At 71.7% G+C, this 24,931-nt stretch carries 25 protein-coding genes; 12 read left to right on the top strand and 13 right to left on the bottom strand.

Annotation, left to right across the window (positions count from 1 at the left end):
• Positions 1 to 20: 20 nt before the first annotated feature.
• From AB0K18_RS37190 to AB0K18_RS37180, 3 genes are read left to right on the top strand one after another with little or no spacing between them, the layout of a single operon-like run.
• On the top strand, positions 21 to 491 hold the full coding sequence (locus AB0K18_RS37190) for a CBS domain-containing protein (protein WP_364924329.1): 471 nt from the start codon (positions 21 to 23) through the stop codon (positions 489 to 491).
• 15 nt (positions 492 to 506) lie between these two features.
• Positions 507 to 1,163 (top strand): CBS domain-containing protein, encoded by a 657-nt coding sequence (locus AB0K18_RS37185; RefSeq protein WP_364924326.1) that lies wholly within the window; start codon positions 507 to 509, stop codon positions 1,161 to 1,163.
• 16 nt (positions 1,164 to 1,179) lie between these two features.
• Positions 1,180 to 1,899 carry a universal stress protein gene (locus AB0K18_RS37180; protein ID WP_364924323.1) on the top strand — a complete coding sequence of 240 codons (720 nt, stop codon included), beginning with the start codon at positions 1,180 to 1,182 and terminating at the stop codon, positions 1,897 to 1,899.
• A gap of 100 nt (positions 1,900 to 1,999) precedes the next feature.
• Here the strand turns inward: AB0K18_RS37180 and AB0K18_RS37175 are convergent, their stop codons facing one another.
• Together AB0K18_RS37175 and AB0K18_RS37170 are read right to left on the bottom strand one after the other, a co-directional pair.
• A complete protein-coding gene (locus AB0K18_RS37175; RefSeq protein WP_364924320.1) occupies positions 2,000 to 5,110 on the bottom strand; it encodes a BTAD domain-containing putative transcriptional regulator in 3,111 nt (1,036 codons plus the stop codon).
• Positions 5,111 to 5,210: 100 nt separating this feature from the next.
• A complete protein-coding gene (locus AB0K18_RS37170; RefSeq protein ID WP_364924317.1) occupies positions 5,211 to 5,579 on the bottom strand; it encodes a helix-turn-helix domain-containing protein in 369 nt (122 codons plus the stop codon).
• Positions 5,580 to 5,659: 80 nt separating this feature from the next.
• Between AB0K18_RS37170 and AB0K18_RS37165 the strand changes: the two genes are divergently transcribed.
• Together AB0K18_RS37165 and AB0K18_RS37160 are read left to right on the top strand one after the other, a co-directional pair.
• Positions 5,660 to 6,586 carry an NADP-dependent oxidoreductase gene (locus AB0K18_RS37165; RefSeq protein WP_364924313.1) on the top strand — a complete coding sequence of 309 codons (927 nt, stop codon included), beginning with the start codon at positions 5,660 to 5,662 and terminating at the stop codon, positions 6,584 to 6,586.
• A gap of 860 nt (positions 6,587 to 7,446) precedes the next feature.
• Positions 7,447 to 7,776: a hypothetical protein gene (locus AB0K18_RS37160; protein WP_364924310.1), complete on the top strand. Its 330-nt coding sequence runs from the start codon at positions 7,447 to 7,449 to the stop codon at positions 7,774 to 7,776.
• Positions 7,777 to 7,958: 182 nt separating this feature from the next.
• Here the strand turns inward: AB0K18_RS37160 and AB0K18_RS37155 are convergent, their stop codons facing one another.
• From AB0K18_RS37155 to AB0K18_RS37145, 3 genes are all read right to left on the bottom strand, one after another.
• On the bottom strand, positions 7,959 to 9,824 hold the full coding sequence (locus AB0K18_RS37155) for a potassium transporter TrkA (RefSeq protein ID WP_364924308.1): 1,866 nt from the start codon (positions 9,822 to 9,824) through the stop codon (positions 7,959 to 7,961).
• Between the two features lie 117 nt (positions 9,825 to 9,941).
• Positions 9,942 to 10,376 carry a DMT family transporter gene (locus tag AB0K18_RS37150; RefSeq protein ID WP_364924569.1) on the bottom strand — a complete coding sequence of 145 codons (435 nt, stop codon included), beginning with the start codon at positions 10,374 to 10,376 and terminating at the stop codon, positions 9,942 to 9,944.
• Between the two features lie 2 nt (positions 10,377 to 10,378).
• Positions 10,379 to 10,831 (bottom strand): DMT family transporter, encoded by a 453-nt coding sequence (locus tag AB0K18_RS37145; RefSeq protein WP_364924305.1) that lies wholly within the window; start codon positions 10,829 to 10,831, stop codon positions 10,379 to 10,381.
• A gap of 159 nt (positions 10,832 to 10,990) precedes the next feature.
• Here AB0K18_RS37145 and AB0K18_RS37140 point away from each other — a divergent pair, with 159 nt between their 5' ends.
• Entirely contained in the window at positions 10,991 to 11,719 is a 729-nt protein-coding gene (locus AB0K18_RS37140) for a GNAT family N-acetyltransferase (RefSeq protein WP_364924302.1), read from the top strand.
• Positions 11,720 to 11,774: 55 nt separating this feature from the next.
• On the opposite strand, the gene AB0K18_RS37135 is transcribed toward AB0K18_RS37140, so the two are convergent.
• A complete protein-coding gene (locus AB0K18_RS37135; RefSeq protein WP_364924299.1) occupies positions 11,775 to 12,575 on the bottom strand; it encodes a helix-turn-helix transcriptional regulator in 801 nt (266 codons plus the stop codon).
• Between the two features lie 140 nt (positions 12,576 to 12,715).
• Here AB0K18_RS37135 and AB0K18_RS37130 point away from each other — a divergent pair, with 140 nt between their 5' ends.
• The gene (locus tag AB0K18_RS37130) at positions 12,716 to 13,417 is read left to right on the top strand and encodes an alpha/beta hydrolase (protein ID WP_364924297.1); all 702 of its coding nucleotides are present in this window, start codon (positions 12,716 to 12,718) and stop codon (positions 13,415 to 13,417) included.
• A gap of 169 nt (positions 13,418 to 13,586) precedes the next feature.
• Here the strand turns inward: AB0K18_RS37130 and AB0K18_RS37125 are convergent, their stop codons facing one another.
• The 5 genes from AB0K18_RS37125 to AB0K18_RS37105 form a co-directional block, all read right to left on the bottom strand.
• Positions 13,587 to 14,240 (bottom strand): HAD family phosphatase, encoded by a 654-nt coding sequence (locus tag AB0K18_RS37125; RefSeq protein ID WP_364924294.1) that lies wholly within the window; start codon positions 14,238 to 14,240, stop codon positions 13,587 to 13,589.
• A 17-nt stretch (positions 14,241 to 14,257) separates the two neighbouring features.
• Complete coding sequence (locus tag AB0K18_RS37120) at positions 14,258 to 14,983, bottom strand: glycerophosphodiester phosphodiesterase family protein (protein ID WP_364924291.1); 726 nt, start codon at positions 14,981 to 14,983, stop codon at positions 14,258 to 14,260.
• Between the two features lie 82 nt (positions 14,984 to 15,065).
• The gene (locus AB0K18_RS37115) at positions 15,066 to 16,403 is read right to left on the bottom strand and encodes an ABC transporter substrate-binding protein (RefSeq protein ID WP_364924289.1); all 1,338 of its coding nucleotides are present in this window, start codon (positions 16,401 to 16,403) and stop codon (positions 15,066 to 15,068) included.
• Positions 16,404 to 16,431: 28 nt separating this feature from the next.
• Positions 16,432 to 17,307, bottom strand: coding sequence for a carbohydrate ABC transporter permease (locus AB0K18_RS37110; RefSeq protein ID WP_364924286.1), 876 nt, complete (start codon positions 17,305 to 17,307; stop codon positions 16,432 to 16,434).
• Positions 17,307 to 18,284 (bottom strand): sugar ABC transporter permease, encoded by a 978-nt coding sequence (locus tag AB0K18_RS37105; RefSeq protein WP_364924283.1) that lies wholly within the window; start codon positions 18,282 to 18,284, stop codon positions 17,307 to 17,309. The genes AB0K18_RS37110 and AB0K18_RS37105 overlap by 1 nt, the downstream gene beginning before the upstream one ends.
• 135 nt (positions 18,285 to 18,419) lie before the next feature.
• Between AB0K18_RS37105 and AB0K18_RS37100 the strand changes: the two genes are divergently transcribed.
• The gene (locus tag AB0K18_RS37100; protein ID WP_364924280.1) at positions 18,420 to 19,199 is read left to right on the top strand and encodes a DeoR/GlpR family DNA-binding transcription regulator; all 780 of its coding nucleotides are present in this window, start codon (positions 18,420 to 18,422) and stop codon (positions 19,197 to 19,199) included.
• Positions 19,200 to 19,646: 447 nt separating this feature from the next.
• Here the strand turns inward: AB0K18_RS37100 and AB0K18_RS37095 are convergent, their stop codons facing one another.
• Positions 19,647 to 20,654, bottom strand: coding sequence for an aldo/keto reductase (locus AB0K18_RS37095; RefSeq protein ID WP_364924277.1), 1,008 nt, complete (start codon positions 20,652 to 20,654; stop codon positions 19,647 to 19,649).
• Between the two features lie 85 nt (positions 20,655 to 20,739).
• A complete protein-coding gene (locus AB0K18_RS37090) occupies positions 20,740 to 21,120 on the bottom strand; it encodes an SgcJ/EcaC family oxidoreductase (RefSeq protein WP_364924274.1) in 381 nt (126 codons plus the stop codon).
• A 102-nt stretch (positions 21,121 to 21,222) separates the two neighbouring features.
• On the opposite strand from AB0K18_RS37090, the gene AB0K18_RS37085 reads away from it, so the two are divergent.
• The 4 genes from AB0K18_RS37085 to AB0K18_RS37070 are packed head-to-tail and all read left to right on the top strand — an operon-like array spanning position 21,223 to position 24,903.
• On the top strand, positions 21,223 to 21,819 hold the full coding sequence (locus tag AB0K18_RS37085) for an NAD(P)-binding oxidoreductase (RefSeq protein ID WP_364924271.1): 597 nt from the start codon (positions 21,223 to 21,225) through the stop codon (positions 21,817 to 21,819).
• An 18-nt stretch (positions 21,820 to 21,837) separates the two neighbouring features.
• Complete coding sequence (locus tag AB0K18_RS37080) at positions 21,838 to 22,158, top strand: hypothetical protein (protein WP_364924268.1); 321 nt, start codon at positions 21,838 to 21,840, stop codon at positions 22,156 to 22,158.
• Positions 22,159 to 22,201: 43 nt separating this feature from the next.
• On the top strand, positions 22,202 to 24,298 hold the full coding sequence (locus AB0K18_RS37075; protein WP_364924266.1) for a molybdopterin-dependent oxidoreductase: 2,097 nt from the start codon (positions 22,202 to 22,204) through the stop codon (positions 24,296 to 24,298).
• Entirely contained in the window at positions 24,295 to 24,903 is a 609-nt protein-coding gene (locus AB0K18_RS37070; RefSeq protein WP_364924264.1) for a hypothetical protein, read from the top strand. Before AB0K18_RS37075 ends, AB0K18_RS37070 begins: the two co-directional genes overlap by 4 nt.
• Positions 24,904 to 24,931 lie beyond the last annotated feature (28 nt).

Raw genomic sequence — 24,931 nt, 5'->3', positions numbered from 1 at the left:
AGAGCAGGAAGGAGGGGGTCATGAACATAGAGTCGCTGACCGCGTCGCAGGTGATGAGCAGGGTCCTGGTGGTCGTCACGCCGGACGAGTCGCCGCTGATGGCATGGGAGCTGATGCGCAGGGCCGACGTGCACCACCTGCCCGTCGTGGAGAACCGGCACGTGCTCGGCATCCTGACCCGCGAACTCCTGGCCGCCTCCTGGTCGGGCAGCCCGGAGGAGCAGTCCACCCGTCCCGTGCGGTCGTTGCTGCAGCGCGTGCCGCTGCCCCGGGTACGCCCTGACGCGCCGCTGCCCAGGATCGCCGCCCTGATGCTCGACACCTGCTGCGACGCCGTGCCCGTACTGTCGGACGACGGGCTGATCGGGCTGGTCACGGCCAGGGACGTGCTGGCGGCCGTGGCCGGGCGCGCCAGGCCGGAGGACGGGCCGGGCGAGGTCATGACCGGAATGTTCCACCTTGAACCCGTCCTTCCCGGCGGGAAGCGCTGAAGGAGAGGTGACGTCATGCCGATCCCCGTCAAGGACGTCATGGGCCGGGTGGCCATCGCCGTCCTGCCGGACGCGACGTTCGCGGAGATCGTGGCCGCGATGAGACGGTACGCGGTCGGCGCGGTGACCGTGATCGACGCGGAGCGGCGGCCGATCGGCGTGGTCTCGGAGGACGACCTGCTGCTCAAGGAGGTCGATCCGGTACGGCACGGCGTGTCGATCTTCGAGTCGCGCAGGCAGCGGCACGAGCACGACAAGGCCGCAGGGGTTACCGCGGGCGAGCTGATGACCTCGCCGGCGATCACCGTCACCCCCGAGACCCCTGTACGCGGCGCGGCGCGGCTCATGCACGCCAAGCGCGTCAAGCAGCTCCCGGTGGTCGACTCGGAGACCGGCCGGGTCGTCGGCACCCTGCACCAGCGCGACGTGCTGCGGGTCTTCACCCGGCCGGCCGCCGACCTGGAGAGTGAGGTACGCGCCGTGCTGCCGGATGACGGCTCGTTCACCGTCGAGGTGGACGCGGGCGTGGTGCGGATCGGCGGGCGGGTGCGCCGCAGGTCGCAGGCCATCGCGCTGACCGAGGCCGTCCGCGCGGTCGAGGGCGTGGTGGACGTGGCCTGCGACGTGACCTACGACGACGACGACCTCATCGGCGTCCCGCCGCTGCTGTGACCGGGGGAGGTGCGTGATGGGCGGACACATCGTGCTCGGCTACGACGGCTCCGACTTCTCCATGCAGGCCCTCGACTGGGCGCTCGACGAGGCCGAGCTGCGCAACCTGCCGCTGCTGGTCGCGCACGCCTGGCAGTGGCCGTACGGCGAGGCGGACGAGGAGGCCAAGTCCCACCTGCGCAAGGCGGCCGAGCACGTGGTGTGGCACGGCGCCGACTGCGCCCGGCACACCAGCGCCGACGTCAAGGCCGAGACCGACCTGTACGAAGGGCCGGCCGCCGAACGCCTGATCGAGCTCTCCCGCGACGCCGAGCTCGTCGTGGTCGGCTCGCGGGGACTCGGTGCTTTGCCGCGGGCGGTCGTGGGCTCGGTCGCCGACCGCACCGCCCTGTACGCCGCCTGCCCCGTCATCGTCGTCCGCGGCCCTGGGCCGCTGCCCCTCGCGCCCAGCCCAGGGCCCGTCGTCGTGGCCGACCCCGAGCCGGGCGCCGCCGTCCTGGAGTTCGCCGGCCAGGAGGCGCTCCTGCGCCAGGTCGGGCTGGCCGCCCAGAGCGACCTCACGGAATGGTCGGCGAGACATCCCGGCGTACGGATCGAACCCGCCGGCCACGCACCGGCCACGCTCATGGTCGTCCGCCGCGCCACCGCCGCCCACGACGGCCTCGCCCGCCACCTCCTCCAGCACGCCCCCTGCCCCGTCGCCGTGGTGGGCGCGGGGACGGCCGCCGGCCACTAGCCGAGGTGGGCGCGGAGGTGGGCGCGGAGGCGGGCGCGGAGGTGGGCGCGGGCCACTGACCGGCGTGGGCGCGGGAACCTGCCGGAGCGGGCATCGGCCGTCAGTCGGTCTTGGCCGGGGTGCGGGTGAGGCGGGCGTCCAGCGTCCGCACGCCCTTCTCGTGCGCGATCCCCTCGAACAGGCTCCTCGCCTCCTCCCAGACGGCTCTGGCCGTGCCGTGGTCGCCCGCCGCGCCGTGCGCGTCGCCGAGGTCCTTCAGCGCGTGCGCCAGGTACGGCACCCAGCCGCGCGTGCGCCACATCGCGACCGAGCGTTCGAGGGTGGAGATGGCGCCGGCCACGTTCCCCTCGGCCAGGTCCAGCCGGCCGAGTATGGCGAGCGAGTCGGCGACGTAGTGGCCGTAGTTGCCCTCCTCGCTGTAGGCCAGCGTCAGCTCCGCGGTGGCCCTGGCCCGCTCGTCGCCGATGGCCGCGTACAGCTTGGACAGATACAGCAGCGAGAACGTCTCCTGGTAGCGGTAGTTCGCCCGCCGGGCCATCTCCCGCGACCTCTCCAGCAGCTCCTGCCCGCCGGCGAAGTCGCCGCAGAACGCCTTCGCCGCCCCCAGGAACTGCATGATGGTCGTCCTGTAGTGCGGGTTGCCGAGGGCCTCGGCGACCTTCGTCGCCCGCTCCAGGACGGAGTGCGCCGCCTGCGGGTCGTCCTCGCCGTGGATGATCGCCATCACGTGCAGCGCCCGCGCCTGGCCGCCGAGGTAGTCCGCCTCGACGGCCGTCCGCAGGGCCCGCTCGGCCAAAGCGAGCGCCTGCGCGCTGCCGTTCCCGTCGGCGGTCATGCTCCAGGCCAGGCTGGCCAGCGCGTCGGAGATCCCGATCGGGTTGTCCAGCTCGGTCCACAGGTCGAGGAGCCGGGTGGCGCCGGTCCGCATCCTGATCATCGCGGGCCCCTGGCCGGGCGGCGAGTTCCAGGTGGTGACCTCCAGCAGGCCGCGCATCAGCACGCCCTCGCCGCGCCTGTCGCCGGTCTCGCGGCAGAGCGCGAGCGCCTGGTCGTGCATCCGCTGCCAGCCGTCGTACAGGCCGCGCGCGTTGAGGTACTTCTCGGTCGAGCCCGCGAGGTCCCACGCCAGCTCGGTCAGCCGCGCCTCGCACGCCTGCGCGACCCCCGCCATCAGCGCGGCGTGCTCCGCGCCGAACCAGGCCATGTGGTCGGCCACCAGCGGGCCCGAGATCCGCGCGGGCAGCCGCCAGCGGGGCGCCTCGCTGTGGATGGCGGCGTAGCAGGAGCCCGGCACGCGCTCCGCCGCGACCTCCGCCAGCGCCAGCCACGCGCCCAGGGCCCGCTGCAGCGCGGCCTGACGCTCGGGCTCGGGGTCCTCACGGTGGGCGCGTTCGCGGGCGTACAGCCTGATGAGGTCGTGGAAGCGGTACCTGAGCCGGCCGGTCTCGTCGGGGCCGGTCTGCGCCAGCAGATGCGTGTCGACCAGGGTCTCCAGCTCGCGCTCGGCCTGGCGTACCGAGACGTCGAGCAGCGCAGCCACCGCCCACGAGGTGAAGTCGGGCGCGTCGAGCAGCCCGGCCAGGCGGAAGGCCCGCTGCGCGCCGGCGGGCAGCATCCGGTAACTCAGCTCGAACCCCGCGCGCACGTCGAGGTCGCCCGCCACCAGCTCGTCGAGCCGGTGGCGCTCCTCGCCGAGCACGCCGGCGAGGTGCGACAGGCTCCAGTGCCTCCTGCTGAGCAGCCTGGCCGCCGAGATGCGGACCGCCAGCGGAACCCGCCCGCACAGCCGCATGATCTCCAGAGCCGCGTCCATGTCGTCCTTGACACGGTCGTCGCCGACGATGCGCTTGAGCAGGTCGATGGCCTGGCTCGCGGGCAGCACGTCCAGCTCCAGCAGGCTCGCGCCCTCCAGACCGACCAGCCGGACCCGTCCGGTGAGCAGCACCGCCGTGCCAGGCGCCCCCGGCAGGAGCGGCCGCACCTGCTTCTCGCCCGCGACGTTGTCGAGCAGGATGAGCATCCTGCGGCCCGCCATGCAGCTACGGAAGAGCGCCACGCGTTCTTCCAGGGACTCGGGGATGCCGTGGGTGCTGACGCCGAGCGCGAACAGGAAGCGGCTGAGCACGTCCTCGGGGCGGGCCGGGTCGGCGGAGGAGCCGCGCAGGTCGGCGTAGAGCTGGCCGTCGGGGAAGCGCTCGGCGACGCGGTGCGCGACGTGCACGGCCAGCGTCGTCTTCCCCAGGCCGCCGATGCCCGCGATGCTGGCGATCGCGACGGTGCCGGGCCGCGGCCTGGTGAGGACGTCGGTCAGGTGCAGCACCTCGTCGTCCCTGCCCGTGAAGTCCGCGATGTCCGGCGGCAGCTCGGCCGGGGTGGGAGCCGCCTGCGTCGCCGTCACCGTGACCTGGGCGGGCGCTTCGGCGGGCTCCTCGGCCGGCTCGGCGGGCGGCGTCGTGCCGCGCGGCTCCAGGTCGAGCGAGGGGTCCTGGGTGAGGATCCGGTGATGCAGGTCCTGCAGCTCCTCGGCCGGGTCGAGGCCGGTCTCCTCGACCAGGATCGCGCGGGCGCGGGCGTACTCGGCGAGCGCGTCGGCCCGCCGGCCGCACCGGTACAGCGCCAGCATCAGCTGCGCTCGTAACCGCTCCTGCAGCGGGTACGCGGCGGTGAGCGCGGTCAGCTCGCCCAGCAATCCCGCGTGCCGGCCCAGCTGCAGGTCCACCGCGATCCGCGACTGCAGCACCGACAGGCGGACCTCCTCCAGCCGGGTGGCTTCAGCGGCCAGCATCGGCACGTCCACCAGCCCCGCGAACGCGGGCCCGCGCCACAGGTCGAGCGCCTCCCGCAGCAGCCGGCTGGCCTCCGTCAGGTCGCCCGCGGCCTCCGCCGCCTGCCCCGCGCCGGCCAGCTCCTCGAACCGCGTCGCGTCCAGCTCCTCCATGGCCACCGGCAGCAGGTAGCCGGCGTCCTGGCGGACGACGAGGTCCGGCGCGCCCAGCCGCCGCCTGAGCCGGTGGATGTACGTCTGCACGTTCTTGGTGGCGCTCTTCGGCGGGGTGTTGCCCCACAGCGCCATGACGAGCTGATCCTGCGACACCGGGTGATTGGCATGACACAGCAGCACCGCCAGCAGCACCCGTGACTTGGGCGTGCCCACATCGAGCCGCGCACCGTCGCGCCACACCGCCAGCGGACCAAGTATTCCGAACTCCATGGCGCCCCCTCGGTCGGGACGCACTGTAAACCTTGACGAAGCGCTTCGTCGCTTCTTCCGGGATATAGAAATTATTGCGATCCGGCCGGGAGCCCGAACCTCAGCCGTGGCGGGCGACCGGCTGGGCGGAGACGGCGTCGAGGACCGCGTCGCCGTGCTCGCGCGCCCACTCCGTCAGCACGTGGATCGGCTCGATCAGCGTCGCCCCGAGCGGCGTCAGCTCGTACTCGACCCGGGGCGGCGCCTCCGCGTACGCCTGCCGCCGTACGAGCCCGTGCGACTCGAGGCGCCGCAGCGTCTGGGTGAGCACCTTGCGGGAGATCCCGCCGATCAGCTCGACCAGCTCGCCGTGACGCACCGGGCCCGCGCTGAGACCGGCGAGCACCACCACCGTCCACTTGTCGGCGATCAGCTCGACCGCCAGCCGCCCCGGGCAGTCGGCGAGGAAGAAATCGCAGGAACCGCTCATGGAGCCAAAGGTACCTGGCGGTTCCTATCGGATACCTAGCGTTGATTCCGCCACCTACGGCTACAGGCAGGAGAGTCATCATGCGCGTCATCACCCAGCGGCGGCTCGGCGGCCCTGAAGTGCTCACACTCGAAGAGGCCCCCGCGCCTCGGGCGATGCCGACCGAGGTGCTGGTCCGGGTCGAGGCGGTCGGGCTGAACCCGCTGGAGGCGCGGCTGCGGGCAGGGGAGTTCCCGCTGCTCGGCGCGCCGCCGTTCGTCCTCGGCTGGGACGTCAGCGGCGTCGTCGAGGAGTCGCTCAGCTGGCGGTTCAGGCCCGGCGACGAGGTGTTCGGCATGCCGCTCTTCCCCCGGGCGGCGAACGCGTACGCCGAGCTCGTCGCCGCCCCCGCACTGCACCTGGCGCCCAAGCCGGCCGCGCTCTCGCACGTCGAGGCCGCGGCGCTGCCCGTCGTCGGGCTGACGGCATGGCAGGGCCTCGTGGACGTCGGCGGCGTGACCGCAGGCGACCGCGTCCTGGTGCACGGCGGCGGCGGTGGCGTCGGGCACGTCGCGATCCAGATCGCGAAGGCGCTCGGCGCGTACGTGATCACCACCGCCAGTGGGAGCAAGCGGACGTTCACCGAGGAACTCGGTGCCGACGAGGTGATCGACTACACGACGACCGACTTCGCCGAGCAGGTCCGCGACGTGGACGTGGTGCTCGACACCATCGGCGGCGACGCCGTCGAGCGGTCGCTCGGCGTGCTGCGCCCCGGCGGCCACCTCGTGACGGCGGTCGCCGAGGAGGACACCGTGCTCGCGACGGCCTACGAGGCGGCCGGGATGCGCTTCAGCGGCATCGCCGTGGAACCCGACCCGATCGCCCTGCACCGCCTGGCGGACCTCGCCGCCCAAGGTCGCCTCCGGGTCCACGTCCAGGAAACCTTCCCCTTCGACCGCGTCACCGACGCCCACCGCCTCCTGGACACCGGCCACCTCCAGGGCAAACTTGTCCTAACCCCCTGAGAGCGCTCACGGGATGATCCGTTCGGTGCGGTCGTCCGGTGTGCGGTCGTCCGGTGTGCGGTCGTCCCGCGTGCCTCCGGTCGGGGTGCGGTCGTCCGGTGTGCGGTCGTCCCGCGTGCCTCCGGTCGGGGTGCGGTCGTCCTGCGGGGGTGGGTCGGTCTGCGGTCGTCTGGTGGGGGCTGGGGGGTGGGCGGCTTCTGGGCCCTTGGCGAGATGCGGCGGTGTGGCTTCCGGGTGCCTGCTTACTGTCTGTGTCGCGTTCGTTGCCAGCGCCAGCCTGGGTCGGGGTGGCGGGCGCGGGTGAACGTGGCCATCGCTGCTGTGAACGCGGCCCGGTCTGCTGCCTGGTCCGCGGCCTGGTCTGTGGCCTGGGTTGGTGACGGCGGGTGCATGCGGGCGGGTGGTGCGTTCGGGGAAGCCGTGAGAGCTGGGCGGCCCAGGGGAGCGGCGTGTGTGGGCAGCCTGGTCATCAGCCAGTAGGTTCCGCCCAGAATGCCGGCTGTGCCCGCGATGGCCGTCAGTGCGATCAGGGCCGTCGATGGGTGGTCGGTGGCGGAGCTCTGCGAGTCGTGGGGGAGGTTGCCGTTACGGGCTGCGCTGGCTGCGTCAGTGGTGCCAGGCTCCAGGTTTGTCGCGCCGGGGCTTGGCCCGGTCGCTCCGGGCTCCGGTCTTGCGGTGCTGGGCTCTGGTTCTGCGAAGCCGGGTTCTGGTCTTGCGAGGTCGGGTTCTGGTCTTGCGAGGTCGGGTGTTGCCCCTGTTGTGCGGGGTTCGGGTTTTGTGGTGTCGGGTTCTGGTTTTGTGGGCTTGGAGGTCTGGGGGGAGGGAGCCTTCGGGGGTGGCTTGTCGTTTTCGGTCCTTCTGTGTGGCTGCTGGGCACCGCGCAGGCTTCTGCCCGTGCCGGTTCTCGTGCCGCCACGAGGGCGCTCGCGGCCGATGCGGGCTCGTGGTGCGGCGTTCTCCCCGTCGTCGTCATCATCGTCGCTGCCGTCGTCGTCATCGTCGTCGTACGCGGCGACGTGCAGGACCGTCGCGGACGACGAGCCGGCGTCCGGCCAGATGGCCGGCAGAGGAGCGTCGGCGAGGGCGAGAACGATCGCGATCACCGGCAGCCGCCACCGCAGTCCTCGCACCACCGCATGCTCCTCATCTCTCGACTGTGCTCCACCATGAACGCCGGTGGTTGGACCTAGGTGAGGTCCGGATGAGAACGCCCTCATGTGCATGCGGCTCGACCGGGGGGCGTCGGCGTGATGGGGTCGAAGAGACCGAGCCAACAATTTCTACTGGCTTGATCGGAGTTCGCCCGTACGCTCGCCGCCGACCTGGTGGCCAGGGCCGACGACCACGACGGGCGCGGCGGCGTACCGGGATCTCAGCTCTCCGCCAGCACGATGACGCTGTCGTGCGCCTTTAGCACCAGTTCGGCGTCCTTGGGCGGGTTGAGCCGCACGCCGTAGGCCGGGGCCTCCTGGCTGTGGTCGTGCAGGCGGTAGCCGATGGCGGTCTCGCCGCGCCGGCGCGCCGATTCGAGCACGGTGGCGAAGTTCGCCGCGACGCCCGGCCGTACGTAGGAGGAGGCGGGCTTGAGGTAGATCTCCGAGCCCGACGGGTCGAAGAGCGTGGCGAAGACGCCGTGCAGGTGGCGGTTCTCGCTGAGCTGGGTCAGCAGGAGGCTGATGAGGCGGCTGCTGACGATGAAGTCGTCGGCCTTGGTGACCTGGGCGACCTCGCGGTTGTCGTCGTCGTTCATCTCCGTGACGATCGAGAACGGGTCGCCCAGCCGCTCCTCGATGTCGCGCAGGTGCAGCAGCGTGACCAGCGTGCGGTCGTCGGCGTGGCCGGGCTCCACGTCGTCGTGGGACAGCACGATGATGTGCTGGTAGGAGCCGAGGTCGAGGCTCTCCAGCGACGGCCGGTTGGTGGTGCGGCAGGGCTTGTGGTGCAGGGTCAGGTTCGTCCGCGGCCGGTCGAGCGCCTCGTCAGGACGTACGGGCACCGCGACGTGCACCTCCGAGCCCGGCTCGACCAGCCGGTCGAGGAGGTCGATGATCTTGTTGCCGCGGGCGTTCCAGCCGATCAGCAGCGTACGGTCGGGCTTCGCCTGCTGGTCGAAGGCCGCCACGATGGCCTCGTCGACGATCGGCGCCCGTTTCGTGGTGGGCCGGATCAGCAGGTCGTCCTCGGCCAGCACGATCAGCTGGTCGCCCGCTCTGATCGGGGTGTCCATGTCGGGGTTGACGAGCGTGCGGCCGTCGGAGGTCAGCAGGCCGATGGGGATGCCGAGCTCGTAGATGTGCAGCGCCGCCCCGAAGGTGACGCCGGCCAGGGCGGGATCCGTACGGAGATAGAGCTCGTTGCCCGCGAAGTCGAGCAGGTCGGTGCAGACCGTGGAGAGCCCGGCCTGCCGGTGCGACTGCACGACCATTCGTACGGCGATGTCGTCGGCGTCGACCACCAGGGCGGACGGGCCGCCGGCGAGCTTGGCCGCGGCGAGGTTCTCGCCGTCCTGCACCGCCGCCACGACGTGCGGCCGGCGCGGCCGCCAGGCGCGGTTGTTCAGCAGCAGGAGCGTCTTGGTGACGTCGATGTCGGCGTCGGCGCCGGAACGCGGCAGCACGATGATGGACTTGGCTGTGTCGGGGCTCACCAGCTCCAGGTCGGCGCGGTTGAGCGGGTTGCCGGAGCGGCAGATGACGCGGGTCTTGCCGGTGCCGGGCAGCCGCGCGCGGATCTCCTCCTCCATGTCCACCTTGTCCTCGTCGGCGAGCACCACCACGCACGACCTGCGCTCGCTCTGGTTGGCCTTGACCAGCTCGCTGATGACCGTGAACACCTGGTCGGACCAGCCGAGCACGATCGTGTGGCCCCGTTCGATGAGCCTGGACCTGCCCTTGCGGAGCTTGGCGATCTGCTTGTCGAGGCCCGTGGTGAGGATGCCGATGAGGGCGCTGACGAGGAAGATGCCGCCGATCGTGACGAGCAGCATGAGCGCGAGGAAGACCGCGCTGCCCTGGTCGCCGCCCATCGTGCCGGGGTCGAGCGTGCGCAGCAGGCTCATCCACGCCACGCCGGCCCAGCCGCCGTTCTCCTCGGTGTCGGAGTCGGTCAGCGACACCACCAGGATGGTGACGAGGGCGATCAGCAGGAGCGAGGCGAGCCCCAGCCAGCCGATCAGCGCGGGGGTGCCGCGGTCCATGGTCCGGTCGAACCGGTACCGCAGCCGGTCTCCAAGTCTCATCTGCCTCGCCATTGCTCTCAGTAATGGATATGTCGCCGTACGTAAAGATGTGCGGCATGAAGCTTAGCGACGGGCACGCTCTTGGTCACGGTTATCGCAGGATCGCGCGGTGGTAGGTCAGCCCTTCTCGGCCCGGGTGCGGCGGAGCCGGGGCAGGGCGAGCCCCAGGAGGACGAGCGCCACGCCCGCCAGCCGGATCGGCGCGGGCAGCGCGCCCTGCTGGACGCAGTCGATGACCACGGCCGACAGCACCTGGCCGCTGATCACCAGCACGGAGGCGGTCATCGCGCCGAGCCGGGGGAAGACGTAGCTGTTGACCGCGACGAACAGGGCGCCGAACACCCCGCCCGCGTACGCGGCGACGGGCGTGTCCGTGACGACGGGCCAGGTGCGCAGGACGAGCAGGACCGCGCTGAGGAAGGCGAAGCCGACCACGTGGTTCCACACCGACGCGCGGAAGGCGCCCTTGTGGGTGCCGAGCCGGCCGTTGACCGTGCGGCTGGTGGCGATGAGGACGCCGTTGAGCAGCGCCAGAGAGACGAGGAAGACCATGCTCACGCCCCCGCCACGATGAGGACGCTGCCCGCGAGCACGCAGCCGGCCACCGCGAGGTCCATGCCGGTGACGCGGCGGCGGGGCGTGTGGAGCAGGCCCAGGTGGTCGGAGACCGTGCCGAAGATCATCTGGCCGGTGAGCATCAGCGCGACCGTGCCGGCCAGGGCCAGTTCGCTGTTGACCGCGATGGCGGACAGCACGACGACGAGCGCGCCGGGGACGCCGCCCAGGTGGTACCAGAGGGGCGGGCGGCCGTCGTCGGGGCCCGGGGCCGGTGCGCGGCGGGCGAAGACCGGCACCAGGGCCGCGGCCACGAGGGCGCCGATCGCGTGGGCGGCCCAGGACGCGTACAGGGGGTCGGTGTAACCGGCGAGCACCGCGTTGGCCTGGGTCATCAGCGTGAGCAGTACACCTCCGGCGATGGCGAGGGGGAATACGGTCGCGTGACGCATGACAACGAATGTAATGAGAAATCCGATCAAACGGGTAGGTCTTGCTGGCTTTGCCGTGAATGTGCCGAGCGGGGCGGCGGGGGAGGGGTCCTGCTCATGCGCTCTCGCAGGGGCATATGTGGCGATTCATGATCGTATAACGCCCGATAGGGTCGCTGCATGACCGCGCCCACCTCTCCCTGCGACGCGCTCCACGCCTCCCCGCCGGCCGATCCCCTGGACGACCCGGTACGCGCCGCGCTGCTCGGAACGCACGCCCACCTCACGGAACAGCGCGGCAGGGTGCTGCGCTACCCGCTCGACGTCTCCCCGTTCGTGTCGCTGCCGCCCGACCCGGGCCACGCCGACTGGGCGGACGCGGCGGCGCTGGCCGGCGCGGACGGCACCGTGGTGATGACCGGCCCTGCCCCCGCACCGCCCGCCGACGTGGCCGAGTCCATGCTCATCCCCGGCGTCCAGCTCACCGGCGAGCACGTCGCCGGAGCCCACGACGACGCCGTGGTACGCCTGGGGCCCGCGGACGTGCCGGAGATGCTCGACCTCGTCGCGCGCACCCAGCCGGGACCGTTCCTGCCCCGCACCGTCGAGCTGGGCGTCTACCTCGGCATCCGCCGCGGCGGCGCCCTCGTGGCGATGGCCGGAGAGCGGTTCCGCCCGCCCGGCTGGACCGAGATCAGCGCCGTCTGCACCGACCCCGCCCACCAGGGTCAGGGGCTGGCGCGGCGGCTGGTGCTCGCGATCGTCGCGGGCGTCAAGGAGCGCGGCGAGCAGCCGTTCCTGCACGCCGCCGACACCAACACCGGCGCGATCCGCCTGTACGAACGCCTCGGCTTCCGGCTGCGCCGCCCGGTCGAGTTCCGCGTGGTGAAGCTACCGGCGTCCGCCTGACACCCGACTCGGCGGAGGCGAGCCGCCGCCCGGCCGCCTCTCTCCAGGCGGCGGCTCAGAGGGAGGCGAGGAGGGACAGCTTCTCCGCGCTGTCGGTGCCGGCGTCGGGGTGCATGACGACGAGCGTCTGGCCCGGCGCGCCGGCGAGGCTCAGCCGCTCGCGGTTCAGCAACAGCTCGCCGACCTGCGGATGGTCGAGGTTCTTGGGCGTGCCCGCGCACGTGTTGACGTCGTGGCGGGCCCACAGCCGGGCGAAGAGCGGGCTGGCCAGCGACAGCTCGCCGACCAGCTCGATGAAACGGGGGTCGTCGGTGTCGGTGCCCACGGACTTGCGGAACCCGGCGACCATGCCCGCCGCGCCGTCCTCCCACCGGGGGAGCAGGGCCTGCTCGGCGGGATCGAGGAACATGTCCCGCAGCCGGTTGCGGCCCGCCACGAGCCGCGGTGACACGGCGGTGGCGAGGGCGTTGGCGGCCAGCACGTCGAAGTAGCGGCCCTCCACGTACGCGGGGAACGGCATCGTGCCGATCAGCTTGGCCGCCCCCGGCGGCACGGTCTCCTTGCGGGCGCGCCGCCGTCGCCGCCCGGGCTGCTTCGCCCCGAGGTGCAGCAGGTAGGCCGTGGCGTCGTCGTCGAGCAGCAGCGCGCGGGCGAGCGACTCGAGGACCTGCGGCGAGGGGTTGCGGTCGCGGCCCTGTTCGAGGCGCAGGTAGTAGTCGGTGCTGATGCCCGCGAGCAACGCGACCTCCTCCCGGCGCAGCCCGCGCACCCGCCGCACGCCGGTGGCGGGGATGCCGGCCTGGTCAGGGGTGACGAGCTCCCGGCGAGCGCGTACGTAATCGCCCAGAAGGTTCATGACCCCCACGGTACGTGCTGCCCCAAGGCCGTGCCTGGCCCTGCCGCCCCCAGGATGACGGGGGCTCTGGTCGTGTCACCGCGTGCCCGGCAACCTCGTGTCCTGCACGAGAACCGCAGACTGAGCGAGGAGCATCGAGCATGTCGACGTACGTACTGGTCCACGGAGCCTGGCACGGCGGGCAGTGCTGGGAGCGGGTCGTCCCGCTGCTGACCGAGGCGGGGCACCGGGTGTTCGCGCCGTCGCTGACCGGTCTCGGCGACAAAGCGCACCTGCGCGGCCCGGAGGTGGGGCTGGACACCCACGTCGATGACATCGTGAGCCTGCTCACCGAGCAGGACCTCACAGACGTGATCCTGGTGGGCCACAGCTACGCCGGGCTGGTCATCACCTCCGCCGCCGACCGCGTGCCCGAGCGCGTCGGCCGGCTCGTCTACCTCGACGCCATGGTCCCCGAGGACGGCGAGAGCGCGGTGGACGTGCAGCCCATGACGCAGGCGCTCATCGACCGCGCGGCCGAGACGGAGCCCGGCTGGCTGGTGCCGCCGATGCCCGAGATGCCGCCCATGGGGCTGTTCGGGGTCACCGACCCGGCCGACGCGGCGTGGCTGCGGGAGATGCTGACGGACCAGCCGGTGGGCTGCTTCGTGCAGCCGGTACGGCTGACCGACCCGGCCCTGCGCCTCATCCCGCAGACCCACATCCACTGCGTGGCCGGCGTGCCCGAGGGGATCGAGCGGCGGCCTGTCCCGGCCTCCGCGCAGGTGTGGGAGCTGCCGACGGGACACGACTGCATGATCACCATGCCGGCCGAGCTCACCGAGCTGCTGCTCAAGCTGTGACGCAGGTGGCGCCGGCGATCACGTGGCTGCTGCTGGCGAGCAGAGCGCCTGTAACGATTCTCATGGCTTGACCCGTCGCCCGATGACCGCGATCGGCCATCTGAGAATCGCCCGCGCACACGGCAGCGTTACGGCGCCGCCCCGGCCGGGGGCGGCGCCGTGAACGTGCTCAGCCCACCCTGGCGGCCAGCAGCGACGTCAGCCCGTCGACGGTGACGCTCTCCAGTTCGGCCACCACCGCTCCGTGACCGTCGCCCAGCGCGGCGCCGTCCTCGGGCACGGCCACCACCAGGCAGCCCGCGGCCAGCGCGGACGCGACGCCGGGCACCGAGTCCTCCAGCGCCACGCAGCCGCGCGGATCGACGCCCAGCCGCCGCGCCGCCGTCAGGTACGCCTCGGGGTCCGGCTTCGGCCGGCTCACCTCGTCGCCGCAGACCACGACCTCGAACGTGCCGGGATCGAGCTTGGCCAGCACCTCGTCCACCAGGACGCGGTGGCTCGACGTCACCAGCGCCGTGGGGATGCCCCGCCGGCGTACGGACTCGACCACGGCCTGCGCGGCCGGCCGCCACGGCACGCCGAGGGCGAACAGCTGCCTGGTACGTTCCAGCAGCCACGCCGCCGACTCCGCGGCGTCCGCCGCGATGCCCAGGTCGTCGTGGAGGAGCTGGGCGGTGTCGCGCAGGTTCTTGCCGACCACCTGGCGGCGGATCTCGGGCCGCAGCTCGCCGCCGAGCCTGGCGGCCAGGTCGGCGAGGCTGACGTCCCAGAGGGGTTCGCTGTCGAAGAGGGTGCCGTCCATGTCGAACAGCACCGCTTCCATCCCGGCCGTCCTCACGGTCAACGCAGTGCCTCGGCGAGCCAGCGCTGCAGCGTGCGGGGGTCGTCGCCGGTGGTGCCGTCCACGCCGAGCTCGATCCAGTGGCGCAGGTCGTCCTCGGTGCGGGTGGGCCAGCCGTGCACCGGGAAGCCCTCGTCGTGCAGCCGCCTGACGACGTCGGCGGTCAGCCCCTCGCCGCCGCTGTGGATCCGGCTGGAGCCGGTGTCCTTGAGCAGCTGACGGTAGCCGCCGGGGTGGGCCTCGGCGGTGGTCCACTTCGAGACGATGATGCCGCGCGGGATGTCCGGCAGCCTCTCGGCCACCGTGGCCATCGCCTCGACCGAGAAGCCGGTGAGGATCGTGCGCTCGGCGTACTCGGGATGCTTGGGGAAGAAGTCGGTCAGGCCGTCGATGGCGGCCAGGTCCTTGATCTCCAGCTGCACGAACCTGGTCGTCGCCTGATACATCTGCTCCAGCGTGGGCACCCGCTCACCCCCGCCCACGTCCACCGCGCTGATCTGCGCCCAGGTCAGCTCCGCGACCGGCCCCAGGTCCTTGCCGTCGGGCCCGGCGGCGGTCCGGTCGAGCGTCGCGTCGTGCAGCATGAACAGCTGCCCGTCCGCGCTGATCCGGACATCGGTCTCCAGCTCGTCGACCCCGACCTCCTCGGCCACCCGGTAGGACGCGATGGTGTTCTCGGGTGCTTCGGCCATGGCGCCGCGGTGTCCGACGATGGCAAATGCCACGATCTTCCTTCCTCGTTTCTTCTCTTTGTCCGTGACGTCCCGTGGGGGCGGCCGTCGGAGCGGCGGCACGAGAGGTCCGAAATCAGGGCGCCACCAGCCGGTGATACTTCGGCATCACCCGCTGGACGGCGGGGTCGAGGTTGCGCATCGCCTCGCGCAGCGTCTCGGCCGGGTCGGCGTTGGCGGAGTAGACCTTCTGCAGGACGATCAGCATCTCGGAGATCGTCTCGTTGACGTAGCGGCGCATGACGTCCGCCTGGCGGGCCCGGCTCAGCTGGTCCTGGGCCACCTGGTACTGCGGCGACTTGGCGTTGCGCTCCTTGATCTTCGGCGAGTCGAGCGAGCTGGTCGTCACCGGGAGATAGCCGGTGTTGAGGCTCCACTCGGGCGCACCCGTGGCGGCCAGGTACTTGACCAGCTCCCAGGTGGCCTGCTTGCGTTCCTTGTTCGCGTTGCGCATGATCGCCAGCCCGCTGCCGCCCGTCGGCACGCCCGGCTGGTCCTGCTCGGGCAGGAAGGCCGCGCCGATCTCGAACGTGGCCGCCTTGAGCAGCGATGTGAGCGCGCCGGTCGAGTTGCAGATGGTCGCGGTCACGCCGGCCGCGAAGTCGGCGTTCACGTCGCTGGTCAGATAGGCCATCTTGTCGTCGTGGATGAACGCCCGGTCGAACTCCAGTGCGGCGACCGTCTGCTCCGACTCCAGCATCGGCGTCATGCCGTCGGAGTACGCGCCGCCGAAGGCCCAGGACGAGCCCTGGAAGTACCAGTCGTCCTTGCCGGTGTAGGCGCGCATCCTGATCGGCGCGCCCTTGTGCTTGTAGCCCTTGAGCTGCTGTCCCCACTCGCGCAGCTCGGTGAAGGTCTTGGGGCCGCGGTCGGGCAGGCCGGCGCCGGCGAAGATCTCCTTGTTGTAGTAGAACAGCGGCGTCGAGCGGGCCCAGGGCAGCCAGAAGATCTCGTTCCTGATCGTGCCCTCGGCGAGGAACGTCGGGTGGTAGGCGTCGGGGCGGAAGCCCGCGTCGAAGTAGCCGCTCAGCGGCTCCAGCGCCTCAGCGAGGTAATAGCGGTTCCAGTTCACGTCGCTGAGCGTGACGATGTCGGGCACCTGCGCCACCGCGAAGCTGGCGGCCAGCTTCGAGTCGAGCGCCGGGTAGCCGGGGAACAGCTGGATCTCGCAGTAGATGTCCTGCTGCGAGTCGTTGAACCCGTCGATGATCGTCTGCAGGACCTCGGCGTTGTGCGCGGTGAACGCGCTCCAGAGCACCACCCGCTCGCGGCGGGCGAACTTGTCCGGCACCTGCCCGCTCACCTGGGCGTAGTCGCCCTCCTTGCGGCCGGCGCAGGCGCTCAGCGCCAGGCCGGCCGCGGCCGCGGTGGCGGCGGACAGGAGCCGGCGTCGGCTGAAACTCGGTCCCGTCACGCTGCTTCCTTTCTCAAGTACGTGATGCTCATCGGCGCAGCGCGCTCCCGGCCAGGCCGGCGACGATGTAGCGCTGCGCCAGCAGGAAGACGATGGTCACCGGAAGGACGACGAACAGGGTCCCGGCCATCAGGGCGCCCCAGTCGTTGATGCCGTCGTTCTCCTTGAGGTAGAGCAGGCCGATCGGCAGCGTCCGCATGTTGACCGAGTTGGTGACGATCAGCGGCCAGACGAAGTTGTTCCACTCGTCGATCAGGGCGATGAGCCCGACCGTGATGATCGCGGGCCGGGACATCGGCAGGATGAACGACCAGATCGTCCGCAGGTGCCCGGAGCCGTCGATCTGCGCCGCCTCCAGCACCTCGTACGGCAGCGACCGGAAGAACTGGTGGAGCAGGAACGTGCCGAACGCCGAGGCCACACCCGGCAGGATGAGGCCGGCGTAGGTGTTCAGCAGGTTCAGCTGGCCCACGGTGATGTAGTTCACCAGCAGCGTCACGTGCCCGGGCACCATCAGCGCGCCGAGCATGAAGACGAACAGCCAGCGCTTGCCGGGGAAGGGCAGGAACGCGAAGGCGTAGGCGGTGAAGACCGCGAGCACCACCTTCAGCACCGTCCCGACCGCGGCCACCACGACCGAGTTGACCAGGAACTGCCCGAACGGGGCCAGCTCCCAGGCGGTGACGAAGTTCTCCAGCGTCAGCGACTGCGGGATCAGCCGCATCGGCCAGCTGTTGATGTCCTCGTTGGTCTTGAACGCCGTGGTGACGAACAGGTAGATCGGGACGAGGAAGATCAGCGCGGTGGCCACCAGGCCGAGCACGCCCCACCAGGGCGTGCGCCGGGTGGCCGGCGACTTGTGGCGGGTGGGCTCGGTGGCCGCCGCGGTCGGCATGACCGTCATCAGTAGTGAACCCTCCGCTCGACGAATCGGAACTGCAGGACGGTGATCGCCATCAGCACCACGAACATGATCATGGAGGCCGCGCTGGAGACACCGACGTTGGTGCGGGTGAACGCCTCGTCGTAGATGAACCAGCTCAGCGTGGTCGTGGAGCGGGCGGGCCCGCCGCTGGTCATCATGGCGATCACGTCGAACGCCTGGAAGGCCGAGATCGTCTGGGTGATGACCAGGAAGAACGTGGTGGGGGAGAGCAGCGGGAAGATCATGCGCCGGAACTGCGTCCACCGGCCGGCGCCGTCGATCCTGGCCGCCTCCAGCACCTCCGAGGGGATCTGCTGGATGCCCACCAGGTAGACGATCGCGACGAAGCCGAGACCCTTCCAGATGGAGACGATGATCAGCGCCCACAGCGCCCACGAGCCGTCGTTGGTCCAGGCCGGCGAGGTGGCGCCGAACGCCTCGAACACCAGCCGGCTCAGGCCGTGGTTGGGGTCGAAGATGAACAGCCAGATGGTCGCGATCGCCGCCCCGGACAGCACGTGGGGGGCGAAGGCGAGCGTCTGCACCGAGGTGGTGCCGCGTATGCGTTGCGCGAACAACATCGCCAGCGCCAGGCCGAGCACCAGGGTCACGACCACGACGACGACCACCCACACCAGCGTGCGGAGCAGCACGTCGGGGAATGACCAGCTGCTGAACAGGGCTTGGTAGTTGAGGAACCCGGCCCACTCGGCCGCCGGCGAGATGAAGTCCCAGGTGGTGAAGCTGAGGTAGATGTTCTGGATGATCGGCCAGTACGCGAAGACGGCGATCAGCACCAGGTTGGGCATCGCGAAGGCGGCGAACAGCAGGTAGCCACGCCGGCGACGGCGTGCCGCAGCCTGTTGGCCGGACGCCTTCTGCCCGGTGTCGTCAGGCCGGCGGGCGCTGACGGAGAGTGCCGATCCCGATTCGAGATCGCTGACTCCACTGCTCACGGGCTACCACCCATCGCGTCGGGAACGAACGTGTGCCGACTTTACTGGCGGTTAAGTGCTCGATTCTGGTCATTTAGTGCCGAATCTGTGACCATTGCGCGAACGTTTCCATCACATGTGCAAGGGTGTCAGCAGATGTCGAGCGTGTTTCAAGGTCGTGCCTTCGACCGTCAGCAGCGCATCCTCGGTTACGTCCGCAGCGAGGGCCGTGCCGTCGTCTCCGAGATCGCCGACATGTTCGCGATCTCGCCCGCGACCCTGCGCAGGGACCTGCGGGCACTGGAGGCGCAGCGGCTGATCGTCCGCTCGTACGGCGTCTTCTACCCCACCGACATCGGCCGGTACGAGACGCCGCTGGAGCACCGGCACAAGGCCAAGACCCAGGAGCGGGTGGCGATCGCCGAGGCGGCGACCGCGATGATGGCCGACGTCGGGACCGTCTTCATCGACGAGGGAGCCCTGCCGGAGGACCTGATCGGGCCGATGCGCCGGCTGAACAGGATGACGGTGGTGACCCGGTCGGTGACCGTCGCCGCCGAGCTCGGCCGCAACTCCGACCACGACGTCATCATCGTCGGCGGGCGGCTGCGCCCGGCGACCATGGGCACCGTCGACAAGTGGGCGACGGCGATGCTCGCCGAGCTGAACGTGGACCTCGCGGTCATGGGCACCAACGGCGTGTCGATCGAACGCGGGCTGACCACTCCCGACCCGACGGTGGCCGCGGCCAAGACGGCGGCGCTGCAGGCGGCCCGCCAGTGCGTGCTGGTGTGCGAGCACACCAGGTTCGGCGTGGCCAGCTTCGCCAAGTTCGGCGAGCTCGACCAGGTGACCTGGGTCATCACCGGCAAGCAACTGCCCAGGGCGGCGGCGCAGCGCTACGGGGAGGCAGGCCCCAAGATCCTGCGCGTCTGACCAGGACCCGCCCCGGTCTCCTGAGAGCCGCGGGCACGTTCCGCGCCCAGTGACATGCGGGGCCGGGCCCTGGCCCGGCCCCGTCTTCACGAAGCCGCCGACGGCCTGCCAGGTGCCCGCCGGGTTCTCCTCGGGGAGGTAGTGGACGGGGGTGGGGACGAGCCCGGCGACGACGGCCCGGTTCCCGGCGGCGGCGAGGCCGTCGCGGTAGGCGCCGAGGTGCGGGGTCGCCTTCCCGATGCCGTACGCGCCGCGCAGGTAGAGCAGCGGCATCCCCCAGGCACCCAGGTCGCGGTTGTGCTCGGCGTGGCATGGAAGGCGAAGTGCCACAGGCGCGGGTCGGCCATGACCTGATCCCACGGGTCCGCCTTCAGCCGCCTCGACGGCCTGGCATGACAGCGACGGCCCCTCCGGCCCCGCTCAGGGCCGGAGGGGCCGTCGAAGTGATCAGGCGCCGGCGGCGGCGAGGCGGGCGAGCTGGTCGTCGGTGAGCTTGACGTCCAGGGCCGGCAGCGCCGCCTCGTACTGCTGAAGGGTGCGCGGCCCGATCAGCGGGACGATGCTCGGCGCGCTCTGGTGCATCAGCCACGCGAGGACCAGCGCGTTCGGCGTCACCCCCGCCTCCGCGGCCACCTCGGCGACCGCGGCCAGCCTGGCCTCGGCGTCCGGGCCCTCGTACGGGTCCATCGCCCAGTGGCCGCGCCGCTTGGCCGGGTCGTCGTAGATGCCCTTGAGAATGGGGGAGTAGGCGACCAGTGTGAGGTCGTCGTGCGTCTCCAGGTAGTCGAGCTGCTCGTCGTCCACGATCGAGGCGTGCCGCAGCCCGGCCCGGCGGCGCAGGTAGGAGTGCTGCTGCTGGAGCGCGACCGGCGCCGGCCAGCCGTGCTGCGCGCACAGCTGCCTGATCCGCTCCAGCCGCCAGGTCCGTACGTTGGACCAGCCGATGTAGCGGGCCTTGCCCGCCTGGACGATGCCGGCCAGCGCCTCCAGCGTCTCCTCGAGCGGCGTGGCCCGGTCGTCGACGTGCACGTAGTACAGGTCGACGTGGTCGGTGCCGAGCCGGCGCAGGCTGCCGTCGATCGCGTCGCGCAGCGTCTCGGCCCCGGCGCCGACGAAGGTGCGGTAGGCCGCCTCCCAGTCGGGCCCTTCGCCGGTCCAGACGGCGTCCAGGTCGCGGACGACGGCGCTGCCCTTCGTGGCCAGGAACACGTCGTCACGCCTGCCCGACCGGCGCAGCCAGCGGCCGATCAGCTCCTCGCTCTCGCCGCCGAGACTGCCCCGGTTCTCCCACCAGCAGTAGCAGTCGGCGGTGTCGAGGAAGGTGCCGCCGGCCGCCACGTACCGGTCGAGCATCGTGACGGACTCGTCCTCCGGCGTGACGGTGCCCATGATCATGCAGCCCAGGGCGAGCCTGCTCACCTGCTCGCCGGTACGCCCCAGCTCTAGGGTCTTCACGCGACTTCTCCTGTCGTCGATGACGGTCGGATGCCCGCGGCGCCTCACGGTGAGTTCGAGGCTAGGAGCTGAAGTGCGCTCCAGGTCAAGGCGCGCTCACCCGGGTGTTCTGGAAGGAGGCGAACCGCCACCCTCCGGGGGTGCGGACGGCGGTGAAGGAGACGGTCGAGCTGCGCAGCTGCCCGCCGACGGCGGTGCCGCCCTTGGAGACCACGAGTACGGCCCCGTCTGCCAGCCGCTTGAACCGGGGCCCGGCGGGGGCGGGCATGGTGGAGCCCTTGAGCGGCCCGTCGAAGAGCCACCGGTGCGTGGCCTCGATGTCCGGCCTGCCCTCGGTGTGGGTGCCGTCGAAGGTGATGTAGTCGGCGTCCTCGGTGAAGAGGGCGGCGTAGGCGGTGGCGTCGCCCGCGTTCCAGGCGTCGGCCAGGCGGGTGAGCAGGGCGGTGATCTCGGCGTTCTCGGACATGGTCGAGGCCCCTTCGCTGGTGTTCTCTTCATTATTGCGAGTTGCACTATAACCTGATCGTATGGCTATAGTGCAACTCGCCATAGAGAAAGGTGCCATACCGTGAAGATCCTCGTCATCGGCGCGACCGGCCGTACCGGAAAGCACGTCCTGGCCCAGGGCGCCGCGCGCGGCCACGAGATCACCGCCTTCGCCCGCCGCCCCGAGCTGCTCACCGACCGCGGCGGCCTCGCGGGCGTGATCGCGGGCGACGCGCACGACCTCGCGACCGTACGCGCGGCCGTCCAGGGGCAGGACGCCGTCATCTCCGCGGTCGGCGGCAGCGGCATCGCGCGCACGCTCATCACCGCCATGCGCGATGCCGGCGTGCGGCGGGTGGTGATGACGAGCAGCAGGTCGGTGCCGGCCACCCGTCCCAGGCTCGCGGTCACCCTGGCCTGGCTGTTCTTCCGCGCTGCCTACGTGGACCTCGCGCGGGCGGAGGGCATGCTGCAGGTCAGCGGGCTCGACTACACCATCGCCCGCGCGACCATGCTGAACGACAAGCCGCCCGCAGGACGGGTGCACATCGACTTCGAGGACAACGCCACGGGCGGGGCGGCGCAGCTCACCCGCGCCGACTACGCGATGGCGCTCCTCGACGCGGCCGAGGACGCCGCACTGGCCGGCCGGGCCATGGGCATCTGCGGCCCCGGATGACGCCTTAAGGTATCGATCATGATGACCCCGGACGAACACTTCCAGCAGGTCGGCGCCGAGCTGGCCGACCTCGGCGTACGGATCTCCACGATGATGGGCAGGCCCGCGCTCAAGGATCGGGCGGGGAAGGTGTTCGCGAACCTGCAACGCGACGGTGCGATGGTGTTCCGCCTGGTCAGGGACACTCCGGAGTACGACGCCGCGCTGGAGCTGGACGGTGCGTCCCTGTTCGACCCGATGGGGCAGGGCAAGGTGGTGAAGGACTGGGTGGTCGTGCCGCCTTCCGCGTCCGAGCAGTGGACGGACCTGGCGGAAGCCGCCCTGAGCCGCCCGCGCTGACCCGTTGCTACAGCTGTAGCGGGAGGGTGCTACAACTGTAGTCATGGACGCGATCACCCGGCCCGGCCGCTGCACCCTGTGCGAGGCGATGTGCGCGCTGCGCGTCACCACGTCCGGCGACCGGGTCATCGACATCCGTGGCGACGAGGACGATCCGCTGTCGGCAGGGCACCTCTGCCCCAAGGCGCTCGCCCTGGCCGACCTGCACGACGACCCCGACCGGCTGCGCACACCGGTGCGGCGCACCGGGGACGGCTGGCGGGAGATCGGCTGGGAGGAGGCGTTCGACCTGGTCGCGGGGGAGCTGGCGGGGATCGGGCGGCGGCACGGCGCGGACGCGGTCGCGGTCTACCTCGGCAACCCCGTCACCCACAGCCTCGGCGCCATGACCCACGCGCCGGCGTTCGCGAACCTGCTCGGGACCCGCAACCGGTTCTCGGCGAGCTCGGTCGACCAGCTGCCGCACCAGGTGGTCGCCCGGCTCCTGTACGGCAACCAGTGGCTGGTCCCCGTCCCCGACATCGACCGCACCGCGTACTTCCTGGTCTTCGGCGCGAACCCGGCCGTCTCCAACGGCAGCCTCATGACGGCGCCCGGCCTGCCGCGCCGCATCAGGGCGCTGCTGGCGCGCGGCGGGAAGATGGTGCTGTTCGACCCGCGCAGGACGGAGACCGCCAGGCTCGGCGGCGAGCACCACTTCATCCGGCCTGGCACCGACGCCGCGCTGATCCTGGGCCTGGTACGCGTCATCCTCGACGAGGGCCTGGCCAGGCCCGCCACGTACGTGGACGGCCTCGGCGAGGTCCGCCGCGCCCTCGAACCCTTCACTCCAGAACGCGTCGAGGCCGCCACCGGCGTCGCGCCCGGCACGGTGCGACGGGTGGCCCGCGAGTTCGCCGCCGCGCCCGCCGCCGCCTGCTACGGCAGGACGGGCGTGTCCACGCAGCGGTTCGGCACGCTCTGCCAGTGGGGCATCCAGCTGCTCAACATCGTCACCAGCAACCTCGACAGGCCGGGCGGGACGATGTTCGCCCGGCCCGCCGTCGACCCGATCGCCACCCGGCAGATCGACCCCGGACGCCAGGGCAGGTGGCGCAGCCGGGTGCGCGGGCTGCCCGAGTTCGGCGGCGAGCTGCCCGTCGCGGCGCTCGCCGAGGAGATCTCGACGCCCGGCGCCGGGCAGGTGCGCGGGCTGGTCACGGTGGCGGGCAACCCCGTGCTGTCCACGCCCGGCGGGCCCGCCCTCGACGAGGCGCTGGCGGGGCTGGACTTCATGGTCTCCGTCGACTTCTACGTCAACGAGACCACCCGCCACGCCCACGTCATCCTCCCGCCGACGGGGCCGCTCGAACGCGATCACTACGACCTGATCTTCCACCTGCTCGCCGTCCGCGACACCGCCCGCTACGTGCCCGCCGTCCTGCCCAAGCCGCCCGGCGCCCGCCACGACTGGGAGATCTTCCGCGAACTCGCACGCCGGTACGGCATCAGGCGCGGCGCCTTGCGCGCGGCCCTCATGCTCCGGCTGCGGCCGGACCGCATCGTGGACCTCGGCCTGCGTACCGGCCCCTACCGGCTGACGCTCGACCGGCTGCGCCGCCTGCCGCAGGGAGCGGACCTCGGCGAGCTGCGGCCCAGCCTGCCCCGGCGGCTCCAGACCCCGCGCCGCCGTGTCCGCACCGCCCCTCCCGTCCTGCTGGCCGCCGCCAGGGACGCCGTGACGGAGCTGCTGCGCCCGCCCGACCCCGGCGCCCTGCTCCTGATCGGACGCCGGCACCTGCGCGCCAACAATTCCTGGATGCACAACTCCCGCCGCCTTGTGAAGGGACGGCCCCGCCACCACCTGCTCATGCACCCCGGCGACATGGCGGCCCGCGACCTGGGCGACGGCGACCTCGTGACCGTCCGCTCGGCCGCGGGCGAGCTGACCGTGGAGGCGAGCGCGAGCGCCGACGTCATGCCCGGCACGGTCAGCCTGCCCCACGGGTACGGCCACGACCTGCCCGGCGTCCGGCTGTCCGTCGCCCGGGAGCTGCCAGGACCCAGCGCCAACGCCGTCACCGACCCCGCCCGCCTCGACCAGGTCAGCGGCACGGCCGTGCTCAACGGCGTGCCCGTCACCGTGGAGCGCCACCCATGAGCACGCGACTGAGCACGGGCCTGAGCACGGGACTGAGCACGCGACTGGGCACGCGACGTCAGCGCGCGGCCGACGCCGCCATCGAGGTGATCGCCGAGCAGGGCCTGCGCGGCCTCACGCACCGGGCCGCCGACGCGCGCGCCGGGCTGCCGGCGGGCAGCACGAGCAGCTGCTTCCGTACGCGGCGGTCGCTGCTCGAAGGCGTCCTGGAACGCCTGCTTGAGCTGGACGAGCCCGCGGTCACCCGGCTCCCGCCCGGCGCGTGGAGCACCAGGGACCAGGCCGCCGCCACCCTGGCCGGCCTGCTCAAGCACTGGCTCGGCCCGGCCAGGATCCGCACCCGCGCCCGCATGCAGCTCTCCCTCGACGCAGGGGACGGCGCCCTGCTGCGCGCCGAGCTAAACGCCGCCGGCGAGCGGTTCGTCCGGATGGCCGAGGAGGGCCTGCGCGCGGCCGGCGTCCCGGACGCGGGGCGCGCGGCCCGCATGCTGGTGGCCCAGCTCGACGGCGTCCTCTTCGACGCCCTCGCCCGCCCCTCCCCGGAGAAGGAGGAGGAGACCTGGCTCCACCACGCCGCCACCACCATCATGCGCGCCATCCCCTGAGCCGGCTCCCACGAGCATGGGGAGCTTT

The sequence above is a fragment of the Nonomuraea sp. NPDC049421 genome, from assembly GCF_040677005.1.
GTDB lineage: Bacteria > Actinomycetota > Actinomycetes > Streptosporangiales > Streptosporangiaceae > Nonomuraea > Nonomuraea salmonea.
Note: the sequence above shows the minus strand (reverse complement) of the source record. Positions and strands in the feature narration are given on the sequence as shown.

What these genes read in the sequence shown, in the direction of transcription:
- AB0K18_RS37175 (WP_364924320.1), bottom strand. Translation starts at nt 5,110, where the DNA reads ATGGAGTTCGGAATACTTGGTCCGCTGGCGGTGTGGCGCGACGGTGCG.
- AB0K18_RS37075 (WP_364924266.1), top strand. Translation starts at nt 22,202, where the DNA reads ATGGACGCGATCACCCGGCCCGGCCGCTGCACCCTGTGCGAGGCGATG.
- AB0K18_RS37070 (WP_364924264.1), top strand. Translation starts at nt 24,295, where the DNA reads ATGAGCACGCGACTGAGCACGGGCCTGAGCACGGGACTGAGCACGCGA.
- AB0K18_RS37130 (WP_364924297.1), top strand. Translation starts at nt 12,716, where the DNA reads ATGTCGACGTACGTACTGGTCCACGGAGCCTGGCACGGCGGGCAGTGC.
- AB0K18_RS37090 (WP_364924274.1), bottom strand. Translation starts at nt 21,120, where the DNA reads ATGTCCGAGAACGCCGAGATCACCGCCCTGCTCACCCGCCTGGCCGAC.
- AB0K18_RS37080 (WP_364924268.1), top strand. Translation starts at nt 21,838, where the DNA reads ATGATGACCCCGGACGAACACTTCCAGCAGGTCGGCGCCGAGCTGGCC.
- AB0K18_RS37135 (WP_364924299.1), bottom strand. Translation starts at nt 12,575, where the DNA reads ATGAACCTTCTGGGCGATTACGTACGCGCTCGCCGGGAGCTCGTCACC.
- AB0K18_RS37190 (WP_364924329.1), top strand. Translation starts at nt 21, where the DNA reads ATGAACATAGAGTCGCTGACCGCGTCGCAGGTGATGAGCAGGGTCCTG.
- AB0K18_RS37140 (WP_364924302.1), top strand. Translation starts at nt 10,991, where the DNA reads ATGACCGCGCCCACCTCTCCCTGCGACGCGCTCCACGCCTCCCCGCCG.
- AB0K18_RS37125 (WP_364924294.1), bottom strand. Translation starts at nt 14,240, where the DNA reads ATGGAAGCGGTGCTGTTCGACATGGACGGCACCCTCTTCGACAGCGAA.
- AB0K18_RS37170 (WP_364924317.1), bottom strand. Translation starts at nt 5,579, where the DNA reads ATGAGCGGTTCCTGCGATTTCTTCCTCGCCGACTGCCCGGGGCGGCTG.
- AB0K18_RS37185 (WP_364924326.1), top strand. Translation starts at nt 507, where the DNA reads ATGCCGATCCCCGTCAAGGACGTCATGGGCCGGGTGGCCATCGCCGTC.
- AB0K18_RS37145 (WP_364924305.1), bottom strand. Translation starts at nt 10,831, where the DNA reads ATGCGTCACGCGACCGTATTCCCCCTCGCCATCGCCGGAGGTGTACTG.
- AB0K18_RS37100 (WP_364924280.1), top strand. Translation starts at nt 18,420, where the DNA reads ATGTCGAGCGTGTTTCAAGGTCGTGCCTTCGACCGTCAGCAGCGCATC.
- AB0K18_RS37150 (WP_364924569.1), bottom strand. Translation starts at nt 10,376, where the DNA reads ATGGTCTTCCTCGTCTCTCTGGCGCTGCTCAACGGCGTCCTCATCGCC.
- AB0K18_RS37165 (WP_364924313.1), top strand. Translation starts at nt 5,660, where the DNA reads ATGCGCGTCATCACCCAGCGGCGGCTCGGCGGCCCTGAAGTGCTCACA.
- AB0K18_RS37155 (WP_364924308.1), bottom strand. Translation starts at nt 9,824, where the DNA reads ATGAGACTTGGAGACCGGCTGCGGTACCGGTTCGACCGGACCATGGAC.
- AB0K18_RS37110 (WP_364924286.1), bottom strand. Translation starts at nt 17,307, where the DNA reads ATGACGGTCATGCCGACCGCGGCGGCCACCGAGCCCACCCGCCACAAG.
- AB0K18_RS37180 (WP_364924323.1), top strand. Translation starts at nt 1,180, where the DNA reads ATGGGCGGACACATCGTGCTCGGCTACGACGGCTCCGACTTCTCCATG.